18 protein-coding genes are annotated in these 23,818 nt (G+C 63.8%); 11 read left to right on the forward strand and 7 right to left on the reverse strand.

Annotated features, from left to right (window positions below):
- Positions 1-111 precede the first annotated feature (111 nt).
- The 3 genes from DUGA2_RS10180 (at position 112) to DUGA2_RS10190 (ending at position 4,887) form a co-directional block, all read left to right on the forward strand.
- Positions 112-1,437, forward strand: a complete 1,326-nt coding sequence (locus tag DUGA2_RS10180; RefSeq protein WP_070269194.1) for an MFS transporter — start codon at positions 112-114, stop codon at positions 1,435-1,437.
- A gap of 101 nt (positions 1,438-1,538) precedes the next feature.
- Positions 1,539-3,170: an alpha-D-glucose phosphate-specific phosphoglucomutase gene (locus DUGA2_RS10185; RefSeq protein ID WP_070269195.1), complete on the forward strand. Its 1,632-nt coding sequence runs from the start codon at positions 1,539-1,541 to the stop codon at positions 3,168-3,170.
- A gap of 22 nt (positions 3,171-3,192) precedes the next feature.
- Positions 3,193-4,887, forward strand: a complete 1,695-nt coding sequence (locus DUGA2_RS10190) for an alpha-amylase family glycosyl hydrolase (protein WP_070269196.1) — start codon at positions 3,193-3,195, stop codon at positions 4,885-4,887.
- Here the strand turns inward: DUGA2_RS10190 and DUGA2_RS10195 are convergent.
- Together DUGA2_RS10195 and DUGA2_RS10200 are read right to left on the reverse strand one after the other, a co-directional pair.
- Positions 4,841-6,661, reverse strand: a complete 1,821-nt coding sequence (locus DUGA2_RS10195; RefSeq protein ID WP_070269197.1) for an EAL domain-containing protein — start codon at positions 6,659-6,661, stop codon at positions 4,841-4,843. The two genes, DUGA2_RS10190 and DUGA2_RS10195, sit on opposite strands and share 47 nt — an antisense overlap.
- Positions 6,662-6,833: 172 nt before the next feature.
- The gene (locus DUGA2_RS10200; RefSeq protein ID WP_070269198.1) at positions 6,834-9,122 is read right to left on the reverse strand and encodes a GH92 family glycosyl hydrolase; all 2,289 of its coding nucleotides are present in this window, start codon (positions 9,120-9,122) and stop codon (positions 6,834-6,836) included.
- A 196-nt stretch (positions 9,123-9,318) separates the two neighbouring features.
- Here DUGA2_RS10200 and DUGA2_RS10205 point away from each other — a divergent pair, with 196 nt between their 5' ends.
- Both DUGA2_RS10205 and DUGA2_RS10210 read left to right on the forward strand, forming a co-directional pair.
- On the forward strand, positions 9,319-9,738 hold the full coding sequence (locus tag DUGA2_RS10205) for a hypothetical protein (RefSeq protein ID WP_083296278.1): 420 nt from the start codon (positions 9,319-9,321) through the stop codon (positions 9,736-9,738).
- Positions 9,735-9,923: a helix-turn-helix transcriptional regulator gene (locus DUGA2_RS10210; protein WP_070269199.1), complete on the forward strand. Its 189-nt coding sequence runs from the start codon at positions 9,735-9,737 to the stop codon at positions 9,921-9,923. Before DUGA2_RS10205 ends, DUGA2_RS10210 begins: the two co-directional genes overlap by 4 nt.
- A 14-nt stretch (positions 9,924-9,937) precedes the next feature.
- Here DUGA2_RS10210 and DUGA2_RS10215 read toward each other — a convergent pair whose 3' ends face one another.
- The 3 genes from DUGA2_RS10215 to DUGA2_RS10225 form a co-directional block, all read right to left on the reverse strand.
- Positions 9,938-10,300: a PKD domain-containing protein gene (locus tag DUGA2_RS10215; RefSeq protein ID WP_070269200.1), complete on the reverse strand. Its 363-nt coding sequence runs from the start codon at positions 10,298-10,300 to the stop codon at positions 9,938-9,940.
- 45 nt (positions 10,301-10,345) lie between these two features.
- Positions 10,346-13,111: an alpha-1,6-glucosidase domain-containing protein gene (locus DUGA2_RS10220; protein WP_070269201.1), complete on the reverse strand. Its 2,766-nt coding sequence runs from the start codon at positions 13,109-13,111 to the stop codon at positions 10,346-10,348.
- Between the two features lie 180 nt (positions 13,112-13,291).
- A complete protein-coding gene (locus DUGA2_RS10225) occupies positions 13,292-14,881 on the reverse strand; it encodes an oligopeptide:H+ symporter (protein WP_070269202.1) in 1,590 nt (529 codons plus the stop codon).
- 226 nt (positions 14,882-15,107) lie between these two features.
- Here DUGA2_RS10225 and DUGA2_RS10230 point away from each other — a divergent pair, with 226 nt between their 5' ends.
- A complete protein-coding gene (locus DUGA2_RS10230; protein ID WP_070269203.1) occupies positions 15,108-16,751 on the forward strand; it encodes an alpha-amylase family glycosyl hydrolase in 1,644 nt (547 codons plus the stop codon).
- A gap of 102 nt (positions 16,752-16,853) precedes the next feature.
- Complete coding sequence (locus DUGA2_RS10235) at positions 16,854-18,728, forward strand: glucokinase (RefSeq protein ID WP_070269204.1); 1,875 nt, start codon at positions 16,854-16,856, stop codon at positions 18,726-18,728.
- A 79-nt stretch (positions 18,729-18,807) separates the two neighbouring features.
- On the opposite strand, the gene DUGA2_RS10240 is transcribed toward DUGA2_RS10235, so the two are convergent.
- The gene (locus tag DUGA2_RS10240) at positions 18,808-19,551 is read right to left on the reverse strand and encodes a MerR family transcriptional regulator (protein WP_070269205.1); all 744 of its coding nucleotides are present in this window, start codon (positions 19,549-19,551) and stop codon (positions 18,808-18,810) included.
- 140 nt (positions 19,552-19,691) lie between these two features.
- Between DUGA2_RS10240 and DUGA2_RS10245 the strand changes: the two genes are divergently transcribed.
- Positions 19,692-20,225 carry a PadR family transcriptional regulator gene (locus DUGA2_RS10245; RefSeq protein WP_008451621.1) on the forward strand — a complete coding sequence of 178 codons (534 nt, stop codon included), beginning with the start codon at positions 19,692-19,694 and terminating at the stop codon, positions 20,223-20,225.
- 44 nt (positions 20,226-20,269) lie between these two features.
- Positions 20,270-21,508, forward strand: a complete 1,239-nt coding sequence (locus DUGA2_RS10250) for an MFS transporter (protein ID WP_229214659.1) — start codon at positions 20,270-20,272, stop codon at positions 21,506-21,508.
- On the opposite strand, the gene DUGA2_RS34450 is transcribed toward DUGA2_RS10250, so the two are convergent.
- Complete coding sequence (locus tag DUGA2_RS34450) at positions 21,505-22,080, reverse strand: hypothetical protein (RefSeq protein WP_141758645.1); 576 nt, start codon at positions 22,078-22,080, stop codon at positions 21,505-21,507. The genes DUGA2_RS10250 and DUGA2_RS34450 overlap by 4 nt on opposite strands.
- Before the next feature lie 183 nt (positions 22,081-22,263).
- On the opposite strand from DUGA2_RS34450, the gene DUGA2_RS10260 reads away from it, so the two are divergent.
- Both DUGA2_RS10260 and DUGA2_RS10265 read left to right on the forward strand, forming a co-directional pair.
- Positions 22,264-23,178: a 2-dehydro-3-deoxygalactonokinase gene (locus DUGA2_RS10260; protein ID WP_083296279.1), complete on the forward strand. Its 915-nt coding sequence runs from the start codon at positions 22,264-22,266 to the stop codon at positions 23,176-23,178.
- Positions 23,179-23,180: 2 nt separating this feature from the next.
- Positions 23,181-23,801, forward strand: a complete 621-nt coding sequence (locus DUGA2_RS10265) for a 2-dehydro-3-deoxy-6-phosphogalactonate aldolase (RefSeq protein ID WP_070269208.1) — start codon at positions 23,181-23,183, stop codon at positions 23,799-23,801.
- Positions 23,802-23,818: the final 17 nt, after the last annotated feature.

Genomic DNA, 23,818 nt, shown 5'->3' on the forward strand with positions numbered 1-23,818 from the left:
GCCCCTTGGGATGGCTTGTTTCCTTTATTTTACTGGGAAACTCTTTCAATTGACACGCATGCAGCTGCGTGTTATTTTGCTACAAATTCAAAATAGTCGGGGACCAGCAGCATGCATTCTTCCAGCAACAAGCCCATACTGTCGTTCTGGCAGTTGTGGAATATGAGCTTCGGCTTTTTCGGCATCCAGTTCGGCTTCGCGCTGCAAAATGCCAACGTCAGCCGGATCTTCTCCACGCTGGGCGCCAATCCCGACGACCTTTCCCTGTTCTGGCTCGCGGCGCCGGTCACTGGCCTGCTGGTGCAACCGATTATCGGCTACCTGAGCGACAACACCTGGCATCCGACCTGGGGCCGCCGCCGTCCCTTCTTCTTCATCGGCGCCTTGCTGGCGTCGATCGCATTGTTCCTGATGCCGAATTCCTCCGCGCTGTGGATGGCTGTCGTCGTCCTGTGGCTGCTCGACGGCGCCATCAACGTATCGATGGAGCCGTTCCGCGCCTTCGTCGGCGACAAGCTCGGACCATCGCAGCAGACCGCCGGCTTCGCGATGCAGACCTTCTTCATCGGCTGGGGCGCGGTGATCGCCTCGCTGCTGCCGACCATCTTCACCCATCTGGGCGTGAGCAACCTGCCGGTCGGCGGCGCCGTTCCGGATACTGTACGCTACTCCTTCTACAGCGGCGGCGCGATCTACTTCCTGGCCGTGCTGTGGACCGTCCTCGCCGCCAAGGAAACGCCGCCCGAAGACATGGAAGCATTCCGCGCCGACCAGCGCCGTGGCAAGGGCCTGGTCCACGCGCTGAAGGAAATCCTGGGCGGCTTCACCCGCATGCCGAAGACCATGGTGCAGCTGGCGGCCGTGCAGTTCTTCAGCTGGATCGCGCTGTTCGCGATGTGGATCTACACCACCAACGCCATCGGCGAAAACGTGTTCGGCACCACCGACGCGCAATCGGTGGCCTACCAGAACGCGGGCAACCATGTTGGCGTGATGTTCGCCGTGTACAGCGGCGTGTCGGCGCTGGCCGCCTTCGTGCTGCCGATGTTCGCGCGTCGCACCAGCCGCAAGTTCGTGCACATGAGCTGCCTGACGATCGGCGGCGTAAGCCTGTTCAGCATCTACGCCATCCATGACCTGAATATGCTGTTCGTGCCGATGATCGGCGTCGGCATCGCCTGGGCCAGCATCCTGACCATGCCGTACGCGATCCTGGCCGGCGCGCTGCCTGCCAAGCGCATGGGCTACTACATGGGCGTGTTCAACTTCTTCATCACTATCCCGCAGATCGTCAGCGGCGTGCTGCTAGGTTTCATCACCAAGCACTGGTTTGCCGGCCACCCGATCAAGACCCTGATGCTGGGCGGCGTGTGCATGGCGGTGGCGGGTGTATTGACGCTGGCCGTGCGCGACCAGGCAGACCCGGTCGGCCACTAAGGTAATATTGTTCGCGTGACCATGTATTCGCGCGCCGCTTTTTTGCCCGAACAGGTAAAACAGTGGCTGTGAATACAGCCCTTTACCTGAGCGGAGCGAACATGAGCATACATACCGTAGCGACCAAACCATTCCCTGGCCAGCGGCCGGGGACTTCCGGCTTGCGAAAAAAAGTCAGCGTTTTTCAGCAGCCTTCCTATCTCGAAAACTTCGTGCAAAGCGTGTTCGACACGCTGGGCGACTGCGCCGGCAAAACGCTGGTGCTGGGCGGCGACGGCCGTTTCCACAACCGCGAGGCGGTGCAGACCATCCTGCGCATGGCGGCGGCCCACGGCTTTGCTAGGGTGCTGGTGGGGCAGGGCGGCATCCTGTCAACGCCCACCGTCAGCTGCGTGATCCGCAAGCATGGCGCGCTGGGCGGCATCGTGCTGTCGGCCAGCCATAATCCCGGCGGCCCGGATGGCGACTTCGGCATCAAGTACAACATCGCCGCCGGCGGTCCCGCGCCGGAAAGCGTGACCGAAGCGATCTTCCACCGCACCGGGGACATCTCGCGCTACCGGATCAGCGACGCCCCGGCCATCGATATCGACCGCCTGGGTCCCGCGAGCATCGAGCAGATGGCGGTGGAGGTCATCGACCCCGTGGCCGATTATGCGGAACTGATGCAGCGCCTGTTCGACTTCGACGCCATCCGGGCTCTGTTCGGGCGCGGCTTCCGCATGTGCTTCGACGGCATGCACGCGGTCTCCGGCCCCTACGCCAAGACCATCCTGGAAGGCATGCTGGGCGCACCGGCGGGCACTGTCATCAACGCCGTGCCGCTGGAGGACTTCGGCGGCCACCACCCGGATCCCAACCCCGTCAACGCCGCGCAGCTGATCGCCATCATGGCGGCGGACGATGCGCCGGACTTCGGCGCAGCCTCCGACGGCGATGGCGACCGCAATATGATCGTCGGTCGCAAGTTCGATGTCACGCCGTCCGACAGCCTGGCGGTGCTGGCCGCAAACGCCGCCGTGGCGCCGGGCTACCGCGCCGGCCTGAAAGGCATCGCCCGCTCGATGCCGACCTCGCAGGCGGCCGACCGCGTGGCGCAAGCTCTGGGCATCCCGTGCCATGAAACCCCGACCGGCTGGAAGTTCTTCGGCACGCTGCTGGACGCAGGCATGGCCACGCTGTGCGGCGAGGAGAGCTACGGTACCGGCTCCGACCACGTGCGCGAAAAGGACGGCGTATGGGCCGTGCTGTTCTGGCTTAACCTGCTGGCCGTCAGCGGCAAGACGGTGGAGCAGCTGCTCGGCGAGCACTGGGCGCGCTTCGGCCGCAACTACTACTCGCGCCACGACTACGAAGGCGTCGACCCCAAGGGCGCCAATGAACTCATGGCTTCCCTGCGCATCAAGCTGGCCACGCTGGCGGGACAGGACCTGGGCCACTACGTGGTCGATTTCGCCGACGATTTCACCTACACCGATCCGGTCGACGGCTCGGTGGCGACGCAGCAGGGCATACGCATCGTGATGACCAATGGCTCGCGCATCGTGTTCCGCCTGTCCGGCACCGGCACCGAGGGCGCGACCCTGCGCGTCTACCTGGAGCGCTACGAAGCCGACCCCGTGTACCACCACCTGCCGACGCAGCAGGCCTTATCCGCATTGATACTCATCGCCGAGCAGGTTGGCGGCATCACCGGATGGACAGGACGCGCGCGTCCGACCGTCACCACATAAAACCACGATAAAGGACGACAGCATGAAATTGACACCCCTTGCAATGACCCTGGCCCTGGCGCTCGGTGCGGCTACCAGCTGCACCACCGCCATCGCCGCGCCGGCCGCCGCCAAGCCCGCCGCGCGCAAGCCATTCCTCTGGGAGAACGCCACTGTCTATTTCCTGCTGACCGACCGTTTCAACAACGCTTATATCGGCAACGACCTGGCCTACGGCCGCAAGGCCGATGCCGCGCCGCTGCGCGGCTACATGGGCGGCGACCTGGCCGGCATCACCAACAAGATCAACGAAGGCTATTTCGACAGCCTGGGCGTGAATGCGATCTGGGTGTCGCCGCCGGTGGAGCAGATCCATGAAGGCACCGACGAAGGCACCGGCAAGTCCTACGGCTTCCATGGCTACTGGGCCGCCGATTTCACCGCCGTCGACGCCAACCTGGGTACGGAGAACGACTTCCGCAACTTCGTCGATGCCGCGCACGCGCGCGGCATACGCGTGCTGCTGGACGTGGTGATGAACCAGACCGGCCCCGTAACGGAGACCGATTACGTGTGGCCGGACGACTGGGTGCGCACCGGCCCGCAGTGCACCTACAAGGACGCCAGGACCACCGTCGAATGCACGCTGGTGAAGAACCTGCCGGACTTCCGCACCGACAGCGATACGCCGGTCGAGCTGCCGGAAAACCTGGCCGCCAAATGGCAGCGCGAAGGCCGCTTCGAGCGCGAGGTGAAGGAACTGAACGAGTTCTTCGCCCGCACCGGCTATCCGCGCGCACCGCGCTACTACCTGATGAAATGGCATTCGGACTGGGTGCGCAAGTACGGCGTGGACGGCTTCCGCGCCGACACCGTCAAGCACGTCGAGGCCAAGGCTTGGAAGGAGCTGGGCATCGTCGCCAGTGCGGCGTACGAGGACTGGAAGCGCGCGAATCCCGACAAGAAGCTCAGCGACGACAAGTTCTACATGACAGCGGAAGTCTTCAACTACAACATCGCCAACGGCCAGGCGTTCGACCTGGGCGGCGGGCAGACCGCCAACTACTACCAGAACGGCTTCAATAGCCTGATCAATTTCGGCCTGGTGTACGACGCGGAAAAGGATTACGAAACGCTGTTCAGCAGCTATTCGAAGATCCTGCACGGCGGCGCGCTGGAAGGCCTCTCCGTGCTGAACTACCTCGCCTCGCACGACTACGACAAGCCCTTCGATGCGGCCCGCAAGAAGCCTTTCGAAAGCGCGAACAAGCTGCTGCTGGCCCCGGGCGCGGCGCAGATCTACTACGGCGACGAAACCGCGCGCAGGCTCGATGTGGCGGAAGCGGTCGGCGACGCCAAGCTGCGGTCGTTCATGAACTGGGATGAGCTGGCGCAGAATGCGCAACGCGACGGCTACAAGATCGGCGACGTGCGCGCCCACTGGGCCAAGGTGGGCTTGTTCCGCCAGGCCCACGTGGCGGTGGGGGCGGGCGTGCACCAGCAGCTGCAAGCCAAGCCTTATGTATTCAAGCGCACTTACGACCAGGGCGCGCTGCACGACAAGGTCGTCGTCGCGCTGGACCTGCCGGTCGACAAACCCGCCAGCGTCAATCTGCATGGCGTGTTTGCCAACGGCCAGAAGGTCAAGGACTACTATTCCGGCAAGACCGCCGTGGTCAAAGGCGGCAGCGTTACATTTGGTACGCGTAGTGCGATTGTGCTGATCGGACAGGAATAGGCATAGCAGCGGCAGCGGCGGGAGCGGAATGGCGGTCGGCGAAGGCCTCCGCCGTCATCGGCCTGGCGAACAGGAAGCCCTGCGCCTCGTCGCAACCGGCCAGGCGCAGGAAGATCAGCACTTCCTCGCACTCCACCCCCTCGGCGACCACGCGGTGGCCGAGGTCCTGCGACAGCGTGATCATGGTGGCCACCAGCGCCTGCTTGCGTGTGTCGTCTTCCAGTCCGATGACGAAGGACTGGTCGATCTTCACCACGTCGGCCGGCATGCGCTGCAGGTAGGACAGGCTGCTGTAGCCGGTGCCGAAGTCGTCTATCGCCAGGCGCACGCCGGTGGCGGCGATCGCGTCCAGCATCGCGTGGGCCTTGGCCGGCTGCGCCATGATCGCGCTTTCCGTAATCTCCAGTTCCATGCAGCCGGGCGGTAGGCCGTGCCGCTTCAGGCTTGCTTCCAGCGACCCGGCAAAACCGGGTTCCAGCAGGTTCGCCGCCGAGACGTTGGCCGATATCTGCAAGCACAGACCCCGGTCGCGCCACTGGCGCTGCTGGCGCATCGCCGTCTCCAGCACCCACGCGGTGGCGGCGTGCGCCAGTCCTGAACGCTCGATCATGGGCATGAACTCGCCCGGCCCGATGGGCCCCAAGGTCGGGTGGTTCCAGCGCAGCAGCGCCTCGGCGCCGATGCAGTCGCCGGTGGTGATGTCGATGCGCGGCTGGTACACCAGCTGCAGCTGGTCCCGGCTTTCCAGCGCTGAACCGAAGTCGTTGAGCAGCGTGAAGCGGCGCTGATACAGCGCGTCCGCCGCCGCCGAATACACCGCGATATGGGTGTGCGCATCGATGGCGTCGTGCGCGGCGCTCTGCGCCTGGCGCAGCACGCCGAGGCAATCGGCGTTGCCGATTTCGAAAGGCGCCACGCCGACCGTGGGCGTGGCGACGTAACGCGATTTGGCGATGCCCTGTGCCAGCGCTATCTTTTCCTCCAGCAGCGGCAGATAGGTGGCGAGCATCGCACCGGGCGGCGCGATCAGCGCGAACTGCGTGGTGGTGACATGGTAGACATGGCGCCCCGGGCCCACCTTCGCGCGTAGCCAGCGCGCGGCGTCCGTAACCAGTTCGTCCACGTAGGACGGGTCCATCGCGCGCACGGCATGGCTCAGCTGTTCGGGCGTGGTCAGGTTGATCAGCACCGCCAGCCGCTGTTCGCCGGCGGGGCGGTCGCGCTGGAGGTCTTGGAAATCCTCCAGAAACTGGTTGCGGTTCGGCAGGCCGCTGAGCGGATCGATGCGACCCATGGCGTGCTGCATCTCGATCTGCGCCATGACCATGGCAGCCAGGTCGCGCAGGGCGCTGAGCTCCTGCGGCGAGGTCTCGCGCGGCTCTTGGCCCAGCACGCATATCGCGCCGAGGCAGTGTCCATCGGCGGTGGTCAGCGGCGCGCCGGCATAGTAGCGGATGCCGCTGGCGGCCAGCGGGCTGTCGCAAAAATACGCGTCCTCCAGCAGGTCGCCGATCACCAGCGGCGCCTGGCTGTCGGCCACCCGGCCGCAGGGCGCGCGCATGCGTGGGATGGATGTGTGCTCGACGCCGACGCGCGATTTGAACCACTGGCGATCGGCGTCGGTCAGCGAGATGGCGGCGATCGGCAGCCGGAACAGGCTCGCGGCCATGCGCGTGATGCGGTCGAAGGCTTCGCTGGGCGGCGTGTCGAGCAGGTTCAGTTTGTGGAGGGCGTCAAGACGCCGCGATTCAGTAAGTTGGCAAGAAATAGTCATGGTCTGGTCTATGCCCGGAGGGCGGTTAACGTCAGCTGCTATTCAATGCGGGACTGGGCACTGGGAGGGAGGGTGGTGCGGGGGAGCGGGGCGCGGCTCCTGATTTGCAATTAAATATCGATAATTGCTAAATGGAAACCATAGCATACCATGGTTTCCGCGCCCGCTGTTTTTAGTGTTGCGGATCGGTCGACAAGGAGTAGGGCGCGTCGGCCGGTGCGATGGCGCGCTGCTTGTTCGGCTTGTCGGACATGTCGAAGTCCAGCACCGCGCCCTGCATCAGGCCTGTGTGGCTCAGCCAGTTCTTCTCGTAGGCTTTGCCGTTGACCTTGAGCGCGTTCACGTAGCGCTTGCTGTCGCTGTTGGCCGGGGCATTGATGACGATCGATTTGCCGTTCTCCAGTTTCAGCGTGACCTTCTTGAACAGCGGCGCACCCACCACGTACTGCGGCACCACCGGCGTGACCGGGTAAAAGCCCAGCGCCGAGAACACATACCATGCCGAGGTCTGGCCGTTGTCCTCGTCGCCGCAGTAGCCGTCCGGCGTGGCTTTGTACAAGCGGTTCATGGTTTCGCGCGCCCAGTACTGGGTCTTCCACGGAGCGCCGGCGTAGCCGTACAGGTAGATCATGTGCTGGATGGGCTGGTTGCCGTGCGCGTACTGGCCCATGTTCGCGATCTGCATCTCGCGGATCTCGTGTATCACTTCGCCGTAATAGCTTTCGTCGAAGGTCGGCGGCAGCGAGAACACCTGATCCAGCTTGGCGACAAACTTCTCGCGTCCGCCCATCAGGTCCACCAGGCCGTTCACGTCCTGGAACACGGACCAGGTGTAGTGCCAGCTGTTCCCCTCCGTGAAGGCGTCGCCCCACTTGAAGGGATTGAACGGCGACTGGAAGCTGCCGTCCTTGTTCTTGCCGCGCATCAGGCCCGTCTCCGGGTCGAACAGCTTCTTGTAGTTCATCGCCCGCTTCGCGTAGATGCCGATTTCCGACTGCGGCTTGCCGAGCGCCTTGCCCAACTGGTAGATGGCGAAATCGTCGTACGCATATTCCAGCGTGCGCGCGGCGTTCTCGTTGATCTTGACGTCGTAGGGCACGTAGCCCAACTCGTTGTAGTACTTGACGCCGGCGCGGCCGACGGCGCTCATCGGTCCTTCGTTGTCGGCGCCGTGCTTCAGTGCTTGCCACAGCGTGTCGATGTCATAGCCGCGCAGGCCTTTGATGTAGGCCTCCGCCACCACCGAGGCCGAGTTATTGCCGATCATGACATCGGCCAGGCCGGGGCTGGACCATTCGGGCAGCCAGCCGCCTTCCTTGTAGTCGTTCACCAGGCCTGCCTGCATCTCGCGGTTGATCGACGGGTACATCAGGTTCAGGAAGGGATACAGCGCGCGGAAGGTGTCCCAGAAGCCGGTGCCGGCGAACATATAGCCGGGCAGGATCTTGCCGTTGTAAGGGCTCCAGTGGACGATCTGGTTGTTGGCGTCGATCTCGTACAGTTTGTTCGGGAAGAACAGCGTGCGATACAGGCTGGAATAGAAGGTGCGCGTCTGCTCGTCGCTGCCGCCTTCAACGCTGATGCGGCTCAGCGTCTTGTTCCATACGTCCTTGCCTTTTTGCGCGGTGGTGTCGAAGCTGTCGTTCGCCAGTTCGCGCTTCAGGTTCAGCTCCGCCTGTTCTTCGCTGATGAAGGAGGAGGCCACGCGCATACCGACCTTCTCGCCCTTTTCGGTCTTGAAGCCGACCACGGCGCCGCTATGGTCGCTGGCCAGTTCCATCACTCCCTCGGCCAGCTTGTTGCCGCTCCAGATGCGGGTGGAGGCGAACGGTTTGTCGAAGTAGATGACAAACCAGTTCTTGAAATTCTTCGGCAGCGGGCCGCGCGCGTAGCGCGTGCTGTAGCCGACGATCTTGCGCTCCGACGGAATTACCTTGATGTAGGAGCCCTTGTCGTAGGCGTCCACCACCACGTAGGCCTCGTCGGTCTTGGGATAGGTGAAGCGGAACTGCGCGGCGCGTTCGGTCGGCGCGATCTCGGTGGTGACGTCGGCGTCCGCCAGGTAGACGCTGTAGTAGTAAGGCTTGGCCACTTCGGCCTTGTGCGAGAACCAGCTGGCGCGGTCGTCCTGCGTGAAGCGCAGCTTGCCCGTCACCGGCATGATGGCGAACTGGCCGTAGTCGTTCATCCACGGCGACGGCTGGTGCGTCTGCTTGAAGCCGCGGATCTTGTCGGCTTCGTAGGTATAGGCCCAGCCGTTGCCCATCTTGCCGGTCTGCGGCGTCCAGAAGTTCATCCCCCACGGCAGCGCGATGGTCGGGTAGGTGTTGCCGTTCGAGAGTTCGGGCTTGCTGGCGGTGCCCATCAGGGGATTGATCCATTCGACCGGATCGGTGATGGGCGCGGCGGAAGCGGTCAGCGCAAAGAGGAAGGCGGGCAGTGCGAGCGTGTGCAGTTTCATGTCCTGGGCGGTGTTGGCTGGCGACGAATGAGTGTAGCAGCTATGCCATCGCCGGAAATCCCCCAGGGCCTGACGGCTGCCATGTTTATTGGGGACACGCTAAACAAGGGCGCATGAAGATATGAGTGTAAAGTTTGCTTGACATGCGATTTATCCGCCCCTAGTATGTAAAGCATACTTTACAGGAGACGAACCTATGGACATTCAACAGGAGCAGAAATATTCCGCGGCGGAGCGTCAGGCTGGCGGAAGGTATATGCGTGAGCTGTTTGGCAGTATCGCGGTCTATATCGTCCTGCTCGTGGCTTCCGTGACGTACGGTCCGGCGATGGATTTCGGTTTCCTGAAGACCGCCGTCCTGGCGACGCCGGTGATCGGATTTTTTCTGATGATATGGGCAGTGGCGCGGCAGGTCGGCCGCATGGATGAATACCAGCGTATTGTCATGCTTGAGACCTTCACGCTCGCAGCCGCCGTCACGGCTGGCGTCACGTTCACATATGGATTTCTTGAAAGCGCTGGTTATCCGCGTCTGAGCATGTTCTTTGTTTGGGGCGTGATGGGTGCTTCGTGGCTGGTCATTGGCCTGTTTCGCCGCTGGGTCATGGATCGATGAATAACATCATGCGCGAGTTGCGCGCCGAACGAGGGTGGAGCCAAGCCCACTTGGCCGAACAACTGGAGGTATCGCGACAGACCGTCAATGCGATAGAGACCGGGCGCTACGATCCCAGCCTGCCGCTGGCCTTTGCGATTGCCCGGCTTTTTGAGACCACGATAGAAGAAATCTTCACGCCCTGAGTCGCGGGCCCCGGCTACTGCGCGGTGACGGTGACGGTGGACGGTGCGCTATCGAGTTTGCCGTCGTTGACGATCAGCGTGGCGGCGTACACGCCCGGCAGGTCGGCGAAGAAGGTCGGCGCGGCGACGTGGTAGTTGAGCAGGGATGCCGCGCTGCCGGCCGGCTTGGTCAGCGTCCATGAATAGCCGAGGATATCCTGGTCGGCATCGGTGCCGCTGCCGGCCAGCTTGACGGAACTGCCGACGGCGACGGTTTGCGCCGGCCCGGCGACTGCGACCGGCGCGCGGTTGGCCTGCGCGAGGTCGCTGCCGCCGCCACCGCAGGCGGCCAGCGTGAGCGATAGCAGCAGTGCTGCGGTGTGGTTGCGTCTCATCATGATCTCTTTCCGGATCGATAGGGAGCCGAAAAGATATCACGCGCTTTACTTCTTTTCTACGAATACGACGGCGCTGCGTGGCGGAATTGCAAACGTTCCGGAGGCGGCGTCGTATCTGGCTTCCAGGGCCACGCGTTTGTCCGCTGAGGCCATGCTGGTGTGGACCGGATGCAGCTGGTAGCGGCGGTTCTTTTCCTCGGCCACGGTGACGCGCTGCGCGATCTTGTCGACGTTGATCAGGTAGGTGATGGACTTGAAGTTGGCGCCCGCGTAGCCCGCGCCGTCGATGTGGGCGACGATCACGGTCGGCACCTGGCCGCTGCCGGTGTTGTGGAAGCGCAGGCGCTGCTTGATGTCGGCGGCGCTGCGCAGGCGGAACAGCGTGCTGCTGGAGCGGATCGCCAGCAGGTCGCGGAAGGCGTCGCGTGCGTAGGCGATGTCCTGCGGCGATGGTTTGATGGCGGCGTCGCGCAGCAGCGGTTTGATGAGGGCATAGTCCTTGCCGTTGTCTTCCTCTCGGGGCACGCCGGTGCCGTAGTAGTTGTCCTGGTAGGTCCAGTCCAGGCGGTTGAACCAGTCGCCCGATTCGAAGCTGTTGCGGTCCAGCGATTTGGAACGTAGGATGTCGAAGCCCGCGTGGAAGTAGGCCACGCCCTGGCTGAAGGCGTTGATGGCGGCGCCGAGCATCTGCACCTGCGCGCGTTCGGCGCTGGTGGTGGCGCGTGGCAGCTTGAAGGCGTTGATGTCGTACAGCGTCTGGTTGTCGTGGTTCTCGACGTAGTTGACCACTTCGCCCGGCTCGCTGGCGTAGCCGGCCGGCTGGTTGCCGCCGTAGACGATGTCCTGCAGTGGCTGCGTCTTGCCGTCGTGCGTTTGCAGCGGGTAGCTGCGGATCGAGCCGGCCAGGCCGACCTTGACCAGGTCCGATGCCTGCAGCAGGTCGCTGGCGGGGCGTGCGCCTGCCTGCGCGTTGGCGTCGTACACCAGGCCGTTGATGTAGCCTTGTTGCGTGACCATCTGCAGGCCGCTGTCGCCGGCGCCGCCGCCGCGCACGGCGTCGCGTGCACGGTCGCTGAAGGTGCCGATGCCGCTGCCGTTCAGCGACAGCTGCGAGGCTTGCACGAAGCGCGCGCCGTCGGCCACTTCGCCGAAGTTCCAGCCTTCGCCGATCAGGTTGATGTGACGGCCGGTGGCGCGGTCGGCGCGTGCTTGCAGCTGCTCCATCGCGGCGCGCGGCTGGTGGCCCATCAGGTCGAAGCGGAAGGAATCGATCTTGTACTGCACGGCCCACTGCTCGACGGAGTCGATCATCAGCTTGGCCATCATCAGGTTTTCGGTGGCGGTGTTGTCGCAGCAGGTGGAGCGTTCGACCGCTCCCTTGGCGTTCAGGCGGTGGTAGTAGCCGGGGACCACGCGGTCCAGCATCGACTTCTCGTTCTGGCCGGCGATGAAGGTGTGGTTGTAGACCACGTCCATGCCGACGCGCAGGCCGGTCTTGTGCAGTGCCTGCACCATCTGGCGGAACTCGACGATGCGCTTGGCGCCGTCGGCGGGATCGGTGGCATAGCTGCCTTCGGGGGCGTTGTAGTGGTAGGGGTCATAGCCCCAGTTGTAGCAGTCGGTGGCCTGGGTCTTGGAGACCAGCGCCTGCTGCCCTTCGCTGTCCGTCGGCAGGCCGGCGGGGATGGCGGGCGTGACGCAGCCTTGTTCCGGCACGCTGCCGATGTCGAACACGGGCAGCAGGTGGATATCGGTCATGCCGGCCTTGCTCAGCGCGGCCAGGTGCTTCATGCCGTTGGAGCCGGTTTCGGTGAAGGCGGTGTACTTGCCGCGGTTGGCGGCACTGACGGTGCCGTCGTTGATCGAGAAGTCGCGCACGTGCAGTTCGTAGACCGTCATGTCGGATTGGGTGGCGACCTTTTTCGGGGCAGGGGTTTTATCCCAGCCGGCCGGCTTCAGATTGGCGGCGTTCAGGTCGGCGATGTAGCTGCGCTTGGAATCGGTGGTCAGGCTGATCGAGTAGGGATCGGTGACGAGGTTGCGCACCAGGCCCGCCGATGGCGCCACCACGTCCACCAGGTATTGGTAGTACTGGCCGGAGCGGTTGCCATCGAGGCGGGTGGACCAGATGCCGGTGGCGTCGTCGCGCTGCATGGCCGTGATGGCGGTGGCTTTGCCGGAACCGTTGGCGTAGGTGCACAGCGCCACGCGCTGCGCGGTCGGCGCCCATAGTTTGAAGCCGGATTGTTTGCCGACACTGACGCCCAGATCACGCGCGTTGGCGGCGCTGGCATATAAGTCATCGAGCACGCCGGCGATTTGCAGCGTGGTGGCGTCGCGCACGGTGCCGTCATCGGCTTCGTGGACCAGCATCAGCTGCTGCGTCAGCACGCCGCCGAGACGGGCCGCATCCGCAGACGCCAGCGCCAGCACGGCGCCATTGCCGACGAACTTGAATCGTTGCGCGAGATCCGCCGACAAGGAGCCATCAAAGCGCGCCAAAGCCAGCGAGCCATCCGCACCGGACACCCGCGCACCCGGCGTCGCATGCAGGGAGGCGGAAGCGGAGTGATAGAGTTTGAAAGCGCCACCGGCGGCATCTGCGCCCGGCCACTTGATCAGCTGGCGATTGAGCCAGTAAGCCCGCGCATCGGCGGCGACGTTGGCTTGCAGGACGGTGGCGAACGGCCCGTCGCAGGCGGCGAGCGCCGCGTTATCGGCGGCCGAGGCGCCCCCGAAGGCCAGCGCAAGCGCACCACCGACAGAAACTCCAGCCACACGCCGCCACGCTCCAAAATGCTTACCGCCCATAATTGCCGTCTCCAAAACTATAGATTTAGGTAGTGCGGCTACATAAAACCGGCAGATACCCTTGAATTTGCCGGTTATGGTAATCCAAAATCTGTAGTTTTGATACTTTCTCGGGCGGCTGGTGAATCCGGGGCTTTGAGGTCACAGTTTGTGACCTCAAAGCCTACGCCCGGATTTGGCTTACGGCTTGTCCTTCTCCGTCTCCGGATAGCAGAAGCTCGCCGGGCCTTCGCTGCGGTAGTTGTCCACCATCTTGTAGCGGATCGCGTACAGCGCGAAGACGGCTGCGACCAGCAGTGCGAAGGCGGCGAAGAAGAACATCTGGAACGCGATCACGCCCATGCCACTGGTGGCGATGTACGCGCTGACCGCATCGTTCTTCACGCCCGAATTGACGATCAGTACCCACAGGTTGCCGATGGTGACGGCCAGATACCAGAAGCTCAGGATGATGCCCTTCATCGGCGCCGGCGCCTGGCTGTAGGCGAATTCCAAACCGGTCGCCGACACCAGCACCTCGCCCAAGGTCAGCAGCGCATACGGCAGCAGCTGCCACAGGATGGACACCTTGTCGCCGCCATCCATGTGCAGCTGGATCATGCCGATCACCACCCACGCCGAAGCCGACAGCGCGATGCCCAGGCCCATGCGGCGCAGTGGCGTCGGCGTGATGCCGATGGCGCGCATGATGGGGAACAGCGCCAGGTTGTTGAACGGGATCAGCAGCATCACCAGAATCGGATTGACTGCCTGCATCTGCGCCGGCAGCAGCTTGAATTCCCAGCCCAGGATGTTGAGCAGCGGGCTTTCCATCGAGTTGGCCTGCACGATCCAGGTCGAGGCCTTCTGGTCGAACAGCGACCAGAACGGCGTCACCATCGCGAACACGATCAGGATGCGCAGCACCGAGCGCACACCTTCCACCGCCTCCTCGCTGTGCAGGCCGCGCGCGCGGTCCAGCTGCATCGAGACGCCGATGCCGCCGAACGCCAGCACCAGCACCAGCGCCAGGCAGGCGGCGATGACGAAGCCCCATTGCGGCGTCATGCACAGCGACGCCACCGCGCCCAGCGCGCCGACACCGGCCATCATCAGGCCCGGGCGCGATTGGCCCGGCTGCTTGCTCATCAGCGCGGTGCGGGCCACGCTGCTGAAGGAGTTCGGATTCGGCGCGGCCGGCGGTACGTGAATGTATTTGCGTTTGCCGAGCCAGAACACCAGCGTGGCGACCGCCATCAGGATGCCGGGAATGCCGAAGGCGACGGCCGGGCCGTAGTCGCGCAGGAAGACAGGCATCAGCAACGAAGCGAAGAAGGAGCCGAAGTTGATGATCCAGTAGAAGGCGTCGTACACCAGCTTGGCGCGGTTCTTGTTGGTCTGGTCGAACTGGTCGCCGACGAAAGCCGCCACCAGCGGCTTGATGCCGCCCGAGCCGAACGCGATCAGGAACAGGCCGAAGTAGAAGCCCTTGAGGTTGTCCTCGAAGATCGCCAGGCACGCATGCCCGGCCACGTAGATCAGGCTGAACCAGAACACCGTGTTGTACTTGCCGAACCAGCGGTCGGCCAGCCAGCCGCCCAGCAGCGGGAAGAAGTACACGCCGATGACGAAGGTGTGGAATACGTGCTTGGCCTCGCTGGCGCGGTCGGCCATCGGCACGAACAGCAGCAGGGTGCTGAGCAGGAACGGCGTCAGGATGTTGCGCATGCCGTAGAAACTGAATCGTTCGCAGCCTTCGTTGGCGATGATGTAGGGGATTTGCCGAGGCATCGGCCCGTTGCCGTTGCTGGTAGTGGTACTGCTCACTGGTCTCTCTCCTGTTTGTGTAGTTTGACTACTATTTTTTAGCTAATGTTTTTTGTAAAAACACATAACTAGTTGATTTAATAGGATTAATTGTATTAATCTGCGGTGGTTGTCTGGATTGAAATTTCTACTATCGTGATGTATATTGTCTACAAAACCCATCCTTGATCTGCCAACCCAGGATTTTCTTATGACTAAGCAACTTACACAAGTTTCCCCGCACGCCCAAGATTGGTACCGCGAAGCGATTATTTACCAGGTTTACCCGCGCAGCTTCAACGATACCAACGGTGACGGCATAGGAGATATACCTGGTATTACGGCAAAGCTGGACTATATCGCATCGCTGGGCGTGGACATCGTCTGGATCTCGCCTTATTTCAAATCGCCGATGAAGGATTTCGGCTACGACATCGCCGATTACTGCGACGTCGACCCGATGTTCGGCACGCTGGCCGACTTCGACGCCATGGTCGCCCGCGCCCACAGCCTGGGCCTGAAGATCATGATCGACCAGGTGATGGCGCACACGGCCGAGGAACACGCCTGGTTCAAGGAAAGCCGCGCCAGCCGCGACAACCCGAAGGCCGACTGGTATGTGTGGTCCGATCCGGCGCCGGACGGCAATCCGCCGAACAACTGGATGTCGGTGTTCGGCGGCTCGTCGTGGCAGTGGGACACGCGCCGTCGTCAATACTATTTACACAATTTCCTCGTCAGCCAGCCGCAGCTCAACTTCCACAACCCGGAAGTGCAGCAGGCGCACCTGGACGCGCTGCGTTTCTGGCTGGAGCGCGGCGTCGACGGCATCCGCCTGGACGCGTGCAACTTCCACTTCCACGACCTGGAGCTGCGCAGCAATCCGCCGGCCGTCAACCGCGACACCGCCACCGTTTCGGACGTCAACCCTTACGGCATGCAGGCGCACATCTACGACAAGAGCCGCCCGGAGAACCTGCCTTTCCTGCAGAAGCTGCGCGTGCTGCTGGATGAATACAAGGCGGTCGCCATCGGCGAAGTGGGCGCCGACGATTCGCTGGCCGTGATGGCCGAGTACACCGCCGACGGCGACAAGCTGCAAATGGCCTACAGCTTCAACCTGCTGGTGCCGACCTGCTCGTCGCACTACATCCGCAAGCAGGTCGAGAATTTCGAAGCGCGCGTGAAGGGCGGCTGGGCTTCCTGGTCGGTCGGCAACCACGACGTGCAGCGCGTGGCGACCCGCTGGGGCGGCCCGTCGGCGCCGGTGGCCTTCGCCAAGATGATCCTGGCGATGCAGCTGTCGCTGAAGGGCACGCCGTGCCTGTTCCAGGGCGACGAGCTGGCCTTCGCCGAAGCGGAGGTGCCGTTCGAACTGCTGCAAGACCCGTACGGCATCACCTTCTGGCCGGAGTTCAAGGGCCGCGACGGCTGCCGCACGCCGATGGCCTGGACCACCGGCGTCAACGGCGGCTTCACCGAAGGCAAGCCGTGGCTGCCGGTGTCGCCGGACCACCTGGCCAAGGCGGCTTCCGTGCAGGATGGCGACGAGTCATCGTCGCTGGAATTCACGCGCAAGTTCATCGCCTGGCGCCGCAAGCTGCCGCAGCTGACGCGCGGCGCCATCGAGTTCTTCGACACGCCGGAACCGGTGCTGGCGCTGCGCCGCAGTACAGGAGGCGAGGGCGAACGCGACATCATCGCCGTGTTCAACCTGGGCGCGGAGCCGGTCAGCTGCGCGCTGCCGCAGGCGGTGGGCGCCGAGCAGATGGAGGGCTACGGCCTGCCGGGCACGGTGGTGGATGGCCAGGTGCAGCTGCCGGCCTTCGGCGCGTGGTTCGGCTACGCCCGCTAAGGGAGGCGTAGTGAGGGGGAAGCGATACCTTTTCGCATCGTTTCCTTCTTAACATCTGGTATTTCGGGTATGCTTCCGCCTACTGTTTTGACTGAATCGATGATGAAACAAGCTGAAGTGGATCAAAAACTGAACCGTACCGCCTTCGCCGACGGCCCGCGCCTGCTGGCCGACATCGGCGCCACCCACGCCCGCTTCGCATTGCAGACCGCCCCCGGCGAGTTCCGCGCAGTGCGCGTGCTCAAGTGCGATGACTACACCGACATCGTCGCGATGTTGCGCTCCTATCTGTCGGACCATTCCGATATCACGCTGAACCACGCCGCGCTGGCGGTGGCCAATCCGGTCAGCGGCGACCACGTGCGCATGACCAATCGCGACTGGGAATTCTCCACCGACGAAGTGCGCCGCGCGCTGGGCCTGCACACGCTGCTGGTGGTGAACGACTTTACCGCGCTGGCGATGTCGCTGCCGGGCCTGAAGCCGGCCGACCTGATGCAGGTCGGCGGCGGCAAGCCGGCTTCCAATTCCGTGATCGGCGTGCTGGGGCCTGGTACCGGCCTCGGTGTGTCGGGCGTGATCCCGACCGTCGACGGTTTCGTCACGCTGGGTTCGGAAGGCGGCCACACCAACTTCGCACCGGCCGACGAGCGCGAATATTCGATTTTGCAGTACGCCTGGCAGACCTGGTCGCACGTGTCGACCGAGCGCCTGATTTCCGGCCCCGGCATGGAGATCATCTACCGCGCCATCGCCAAGCGCAACGGCCGCCAGGTGCGCGACCTGACCTCGCAGGAGATCATGGCAGGCGCGCTGACCGACAAAGACCCGCTGTGCCTGGAAGTGCTGGAATGCTTCTGCGCCATGCTGGGCGGCGCCACCGCCAACCTGGCCGTGACGCTGGGCGCCTTCGGCGGCATGTTCATCGGCGGCGGCATCGTGCCGCGCATGGGCGAGTGGTTCGCCTCGTCGCCGTTCCGCACGCGCTTTGAGGCCAAGGGCCGTTTCACCAGTTACCTGTCGGAGATTCCGACCTATGTGATCACCACGCCGAACCCGGCGTTCTATGGCGTGGCGACGATTCTGTCCGAGCACCTGCGCGGACGCAGCGGCGCCAACACCCTGATGGAGCGCGTGCAGCATCTGCAGCATGAGCTGACGCCGGCCGAGCAGCGCGTGGCGCAGCTGGTGCTGGAGCAGCCGCGCCTGGTGTTGAACGAGCCGATCGCCGACATCGCGCGCCTGGCCGAAGTGAGCCAGCCGACCGTGATCCGTTTCTGCCGTTCGCTGGGCTTCCTCGGCCTGGCCGATTTCAAGCTGAAGTTCGCCAGCAGCCTGACCGGTGCGATTCCCGTGCGCCACAGCCAGGTGCGCGTCAGCGACAGCACGCATGACCTGAGCGCCAAGGTTATCGATAATACTGTTTCCGCGATTCTGAAATTCCGCGACCAGCTGGACGTGCGTTCGCTGGACAAGGCGATAGCCCTGGTGGCCAAGGCGAAGCGGGTGGAGTTCTACGCGATGGGCAATTCGCGGGTGGTGGCGCTGGATGGCCAGCACAAGTTCTTCCGCTTCCGCATTCCGACTTCGGCGTATGGCGATTCGCACCTGCTGACGCTGGCGGCCGAGCTGTTGAACCCGGGCGATGTGGTGATCGCCATTTCCAATTCCGGCAAGCTGCCGGATCTGCTGGCGGCGGTGGATGCGGCGCGTGCGGCGGGGGCGGATGTCATCGCCATCACGTCGAGCAACTCGCCGTTGGCCAAGAAGGCCAGCGTGTGCCTGGCGGTGGATCACAGCGAGGACAGCACGACCTTCCTGTCGATGATCTCGCGCATCCTGCAACTGCTGTTGATCGACATCCTGTCGGTCGGCATCTCGCTCGACACGCAGAACTCGCGCCTGGTGGTCGAACACAAGACGGCCAGCAACGGCGACGATAACCGCCGCCTGCTGATCTCCCACCTCGACAGCTAAAGCAACTCCGGGGTCAAGTCTGACATTCGGACACGAGCTCTGCCGTAGCGCTCGCTACCGCAGAGTTCGTGTCCAAATGTCAGACTTGACCCCGGACGTAATGCTGCACCGCTTGCAGCATGAACGTCGCCAGCCCGGGGTGGATCTTGTCGAAGTTGGCTTTGAAGCGCGGATCCTCGGAGTAGATGGCGGCCAGGCTGGTCAGCTGCTCCACCTGCGGCACCCAGAAATATTCCATATGATCCCGCCAGCGCTGCACGATGGCCTGCACCGCCGCGCTGTCCGCTCCCTGCGGCATGGCCGCGACCATATCGGTATAAACAGTATTCCCTTCCGCCATGATGGCGTCCTGCTTGGCCTTGCTGTACGCACCCCATTGTTTATTGGACCCCTTGACGGTGGCGGCGTCGTAACGCTGCTCCGCTTCCCGCGCATATGCCTGCTGCTCCGGCTTGTTCAAGCCCGAGAATAAACCTTCGCTGTTCATGATCTGCTTTCCTTGCAAGTGGAGGATGGTGTTGTCCACAGTCGCAATCAGGCCTTGCAGCCGCTCGCTTTGATTGCGCAACGCTTCCTTGTGACTGAGCAGGGCCGCCATGACATCGAAATCGTCGCGGTCCATCAGGCTGCGGATCTCCGCCAGCGGCACGTCCAGCTCCCGGTAGAACAGGATCTGCTGCAGGCGCAGCTGCGCCGCCTCGCCGTAGTAGCGATATCCGTTGTCGCCGACGCGCGATGGCTTCAACAAGCCGATCTCGTCGTAGTAGTGCAGGGTCCGGGTTGTCACCCCGGTCAGCTTGGAAAGTTGTTTTACTGTGAGCATGGGCGCATGGTGAACTCTGACGTGGCGTGAAGGTCAAGCAAAAAAATTATACAAAAAAGTCCTTGAACTCTTCCGTAAACAGGTTAAGATATATCTCAATAAGTTATATCTTAACTTATCATATCGTAAGGAGTTCTAAAATGTTTAGATTTTTACATCACCAACACCGCCACCACGCCATGCATGGCGACCATCACCACCATCGCGGCGGTGGCGGCCGTGGCCGTGGTCCGAAGATGTTCGACGCCGGCGCCATGCGCTACATCGTGCTGCAACTGATCGCCGAAAAGCCGCGCCATGGCTATGAAATCATCAAGGAGCTGGAGCAGCGTTCCGGCGGCGGCTACACGCCCAGCCCGGGCGCGATCTATCCGCTGCTGTCGATGCTGCTGGACATGGGCCACGTGGTCGCCACCGCCGACGGCAACAAGAAGCTGCACACCATCACGCCCGAAGGCGAGGCTTTCCTGGCCGAGAACCGCCAGTTCGTCGACGCCATCGTGGCCCGCATGAGCGATCCGGCCGAGTCGCGCGACGACCTGCGCACCATCATGCATGAGCTCAAGCACGCCGTCATCGCCCAAGGGCAGGAGAACCATCCCAGCGCAGCCAAGCTGGAGCTGATACGCGCCATCCTGCGCCGCACCACCGCCGAAATCCTGGCGCTGGATTAAGCTCCGCACGAAGGGAGCACAATAATATGCAAGCAAATTCCCCTATGACTCTGCCGCTGCCGGAAGCCCGCGAGCGCATCGTGCTGTGGCTGCTGGCGCTGACGCAGTTCACCGTCATCATGGACTTCATGGTGATGATGCCGCTGGCGCCGCAGCTGATGCGGGCCTTCTCCATCGAGCCGGCGGCCGTGTCCGGCGCGGTGTCGGCCTATGCCTGGTGCGCCGGCCTGTCCGGCCTGCTGGCCTCCATGTATATCGACCGCTTCGACCGCAAGCGCCTGCTGCTGGCGATGTTCGCGCTGTTCACGCTGTCCAATCTGGCTTGCGCGGTGGCGCCCAACTTCCATGTGCTGGTGCTGTCGCGCGCGTTTGCCGGCCTGACCGGCGGCGTGCTGGCTTCCATCATCATGGCCATCATCGGCGACCTGATCCCGGTCCACCGGCGCGGCGCAGCCACCGGCATCGTGATGACCTCGTTCAGCCTGGCCGCCGTGGCCGGCGTGCCGACCGGCGTGATGCTGGCCGCGCACTACGGCTGGGCTTCGCCGTTCTATCTGCTGGTGGTGTTCTCGCTGCTGATCTGGTTCGCCGCCTGGCGCGTGCTGCCGTCGCTGGACGGCCATTTGACGCGGCGCGTGCCGCTGTCCGAAGTGCTGCCGAACCTGGTCGGCCTGTATCGCGTGCCCGGCCATCTGAAGGCCTTCCTGCTGTCTGGCATCAACATGATGACGGGCATGCTGGTGATCCCCTTCATCTCGCCTGTGCTGGTCAGTAACATCGGCGTGCAGCCGGCCGAGATCACCTTTGTGTATCTGGCCGGCGGCGTGGCCACGCTGTTCAGCGCGCGCATGATAGGCAAATGGTCGGACCGCGCCGGCGCGCACCGCGTGTATCGCTATATCGCGCTGTTCTCGATCCTGCCGATGATGTTCATGACGCACATGCCGGTGATGCCGCTGGTGGCGGTGATTTTGTTCTTCCCGTTCTTCATGACGGCCATCTCGGGACGTAACATTCCGATGCAGGCCCTGATGACGACGGTGCCGGATCCGGCCAAGCGTGGCGCCTTCCTCAGCTCCAACTCGGCGATCCAGCAAGTGGGCAGCGGCGTCGGTGCGCTGCTGGGCGGCTTGACACTGCATACCGATGCGGCCGGCCATATCGTCGGCTACGGCCTGAACGGCTGGATCGCAGCCGGGCTGACCTTGTTCTCGGTGCTGTGGATAGGGCAGGTGGGCGCAGCCGCGAAGGCCGCGCCGGTGGGAGAGCGTAACGTCGCTTAGCCGTCGATGCTGGTGCGCTTGGCGGGGTGTTTTTCACGGCGCCAGCGCGCCAGGCTGATGACTTCGTCGGTGCTGGCGTCTTCCACCAGGATTTCCTCGTCGCTCGACGAGACCAGGAAGCTTTCCCAGCGCTGCGCCGCATCGCTGCTGTTTTCCACAAAGCTGAACTGCCAGTAGCTCTTGCCGTTCAGCTTGCGCGGGGCCGGGTCGTACTCGATCAGTGCCCCGTGCGATTTTCCGCCCGAGTTCTTTTCCACGATGGCCGACCAGGCTTGCAGTTCCGGCAGCGCCATCAGGGCTGCGGCGGCCTGTTCCTTGCTGCGCAGGTGCTGCGCCTCGGCCGAAGCCGGCTGCGCCGCATTGACGGCGGCGCGCGGCGCGGCCGTCGCCGGAGCGGAGGTCGATGCCGACGCCGATCCGCTGGCGCTGGCAGGCAGCTTGGCCTGGGCCGGCAAGACCTGCGATTCGGCCGGCGTCATGTTGGCGAAATAGACACCCCCGCCCAGCAGCAACACACCGGCAACGGCGCCTGCAATGAACAGATTTCGGGTGGACGGGGTGCGAGATTCCATAAACGGGGAGGCCTGGACAATTTTGTTGCGGTCATACTAAACCAAAGGCATCTAAGGGGCAACTTTTACCGGCCTCGGCGGCCTCTGGCTATATCTTTTTGATATTAGTCGGGCGAGATAATTCATTGGAGGCGAGGGCGGCTTTTTCGTACCATGACGGCAGTATCGGCTAAGGACTGCATAGTGGACAAAAATATACTGGGGATAGACTGGGGCACGAGCAACCGTCGCGCCTATCTGATCGATGAACACGGCGCCTGCCTGGCCGAGCATGAGGATGGGCAGGGCATGCTGGCGGTCGGCGGCCGCGAGCGCTTCGGCGCTGCGCTGGCCGGGTTGCTGGCGACCATGGAGACCGGCCCCGAGGTGCCGGTGATCATGTCCGGCATGGTCGGCAGCGCGTCGGGCTGGCAGGAAGTTCCCTATCTGGACAGCGCCGTGCCTCTGCAGCGCCTGCCCGCCCACCTGGTGGCCGTGGCCGACGCCGACTGGGCCGGCCGCTGCCGCATCGTTCCCGGCTATTGCTACCGCAGCGGCGCCGCCGTCGATGTCATGCGCGGCGAAGAGACCCAGTTGCTGGGCGCCGTGGCGCTCGGCCACCGCGACGGCTGGCTGGTGCTGCCGGGCACCCACAGCAAATGGGTGCTGCTGCGCGACGGCTTGATCCAGTCGCTGTCCACCTACATGACCGGCGAGCTGTTCGCCATGTTGTCGGCCGGCGGCACGCTGTCGTCGATGATGGGCGGCGATGCCTCGGATGCGGAAGGCTATGCCATCGGCCTGAGCCAGGCAGGCCGCGACGAGCCGCTGTCGAATACGCTGTTCCGCGTGCGGGCCGGCGTGGTCTCGCGCAGCGCGCCGGCGGCGCAGGCGCCGGCCGTGGTCAGCGGCTTGCTGATCGGCGCCGAATTCTCCGCCGCCGCCCGCGCGCTGAAACAGGCCGGGGCCGGCGGCGCTGCCCGCATCACCGTCATCGGCTCGCCGGCGCTGGCCGCCCGCTATGCCGTGGCCGCCGCCCACTTCGGCTTGCAGTGCGAGGTGCTCGATCCCCATCGCGTGTATTGCGCCGCGATTTCCCAATTCATCAACCAGGCTTGAACATGACTCCATCCCATCCCACCGTCCCGCTGGTCGCCATCCTGCGCGGCCTGCAACCTGCGGAGGCGGTCGCCGTCGGCAAGGTGCTGCACCAGGCTGGCTTCCGCGCGCTGGAAGTGCCGCTCAACCGTCCCGGCGCCATTGAGTGCATTGCCGCGCTGGTCAAGGAGCAATTGCCGGACACGCTGATCGGCGGCGGCACCATGCTCAACGTCGGCCACGTCGAGGCCGTGTACGAGGCGGGCGGCCGCCTGCTGGTTTCGCCGAACTGCAATCCCGCCGCGATCCGCCGCGCGGCCGACCTGGGCATGTATTGCGCGCCCGGCGTCGCCACGCCGACCGAAGCGTTTGCCGCGCTCGATGCCGGCGCCCACGCGCTCAAGCTGTTCCCGGCCGACATGGTCGGCCACAACGGCCTGAAGGCGTTCAACAGCGTGGTGCCCGCCGGTACGCCGATGTGGCCGGTCGGCGGCATCACGCCGGACAATATGGAGGGCTGGGTGCGCGCCGGCGCCACCGGCTTTGGCATCGGCGGCCAGTTGTACACGCCGGGCGTGAGCCTGGACGAACTGGGCCGGCGCGCCGCCGCTTACGTCAGCAAGTGGCGCGCATTGGCCGTATGATGGCGGATTCGACATTC

The organism is Duganella sp. HH101 (genome assembly GCF_001758795.1).
Taxonomy (GTDB): Bacteria; Pseudomonadota; Gammaproteobacteria; order Burkholderiales; family Burkholderiaceae_D; genus Rugamonas; species Rugamonas rivuli.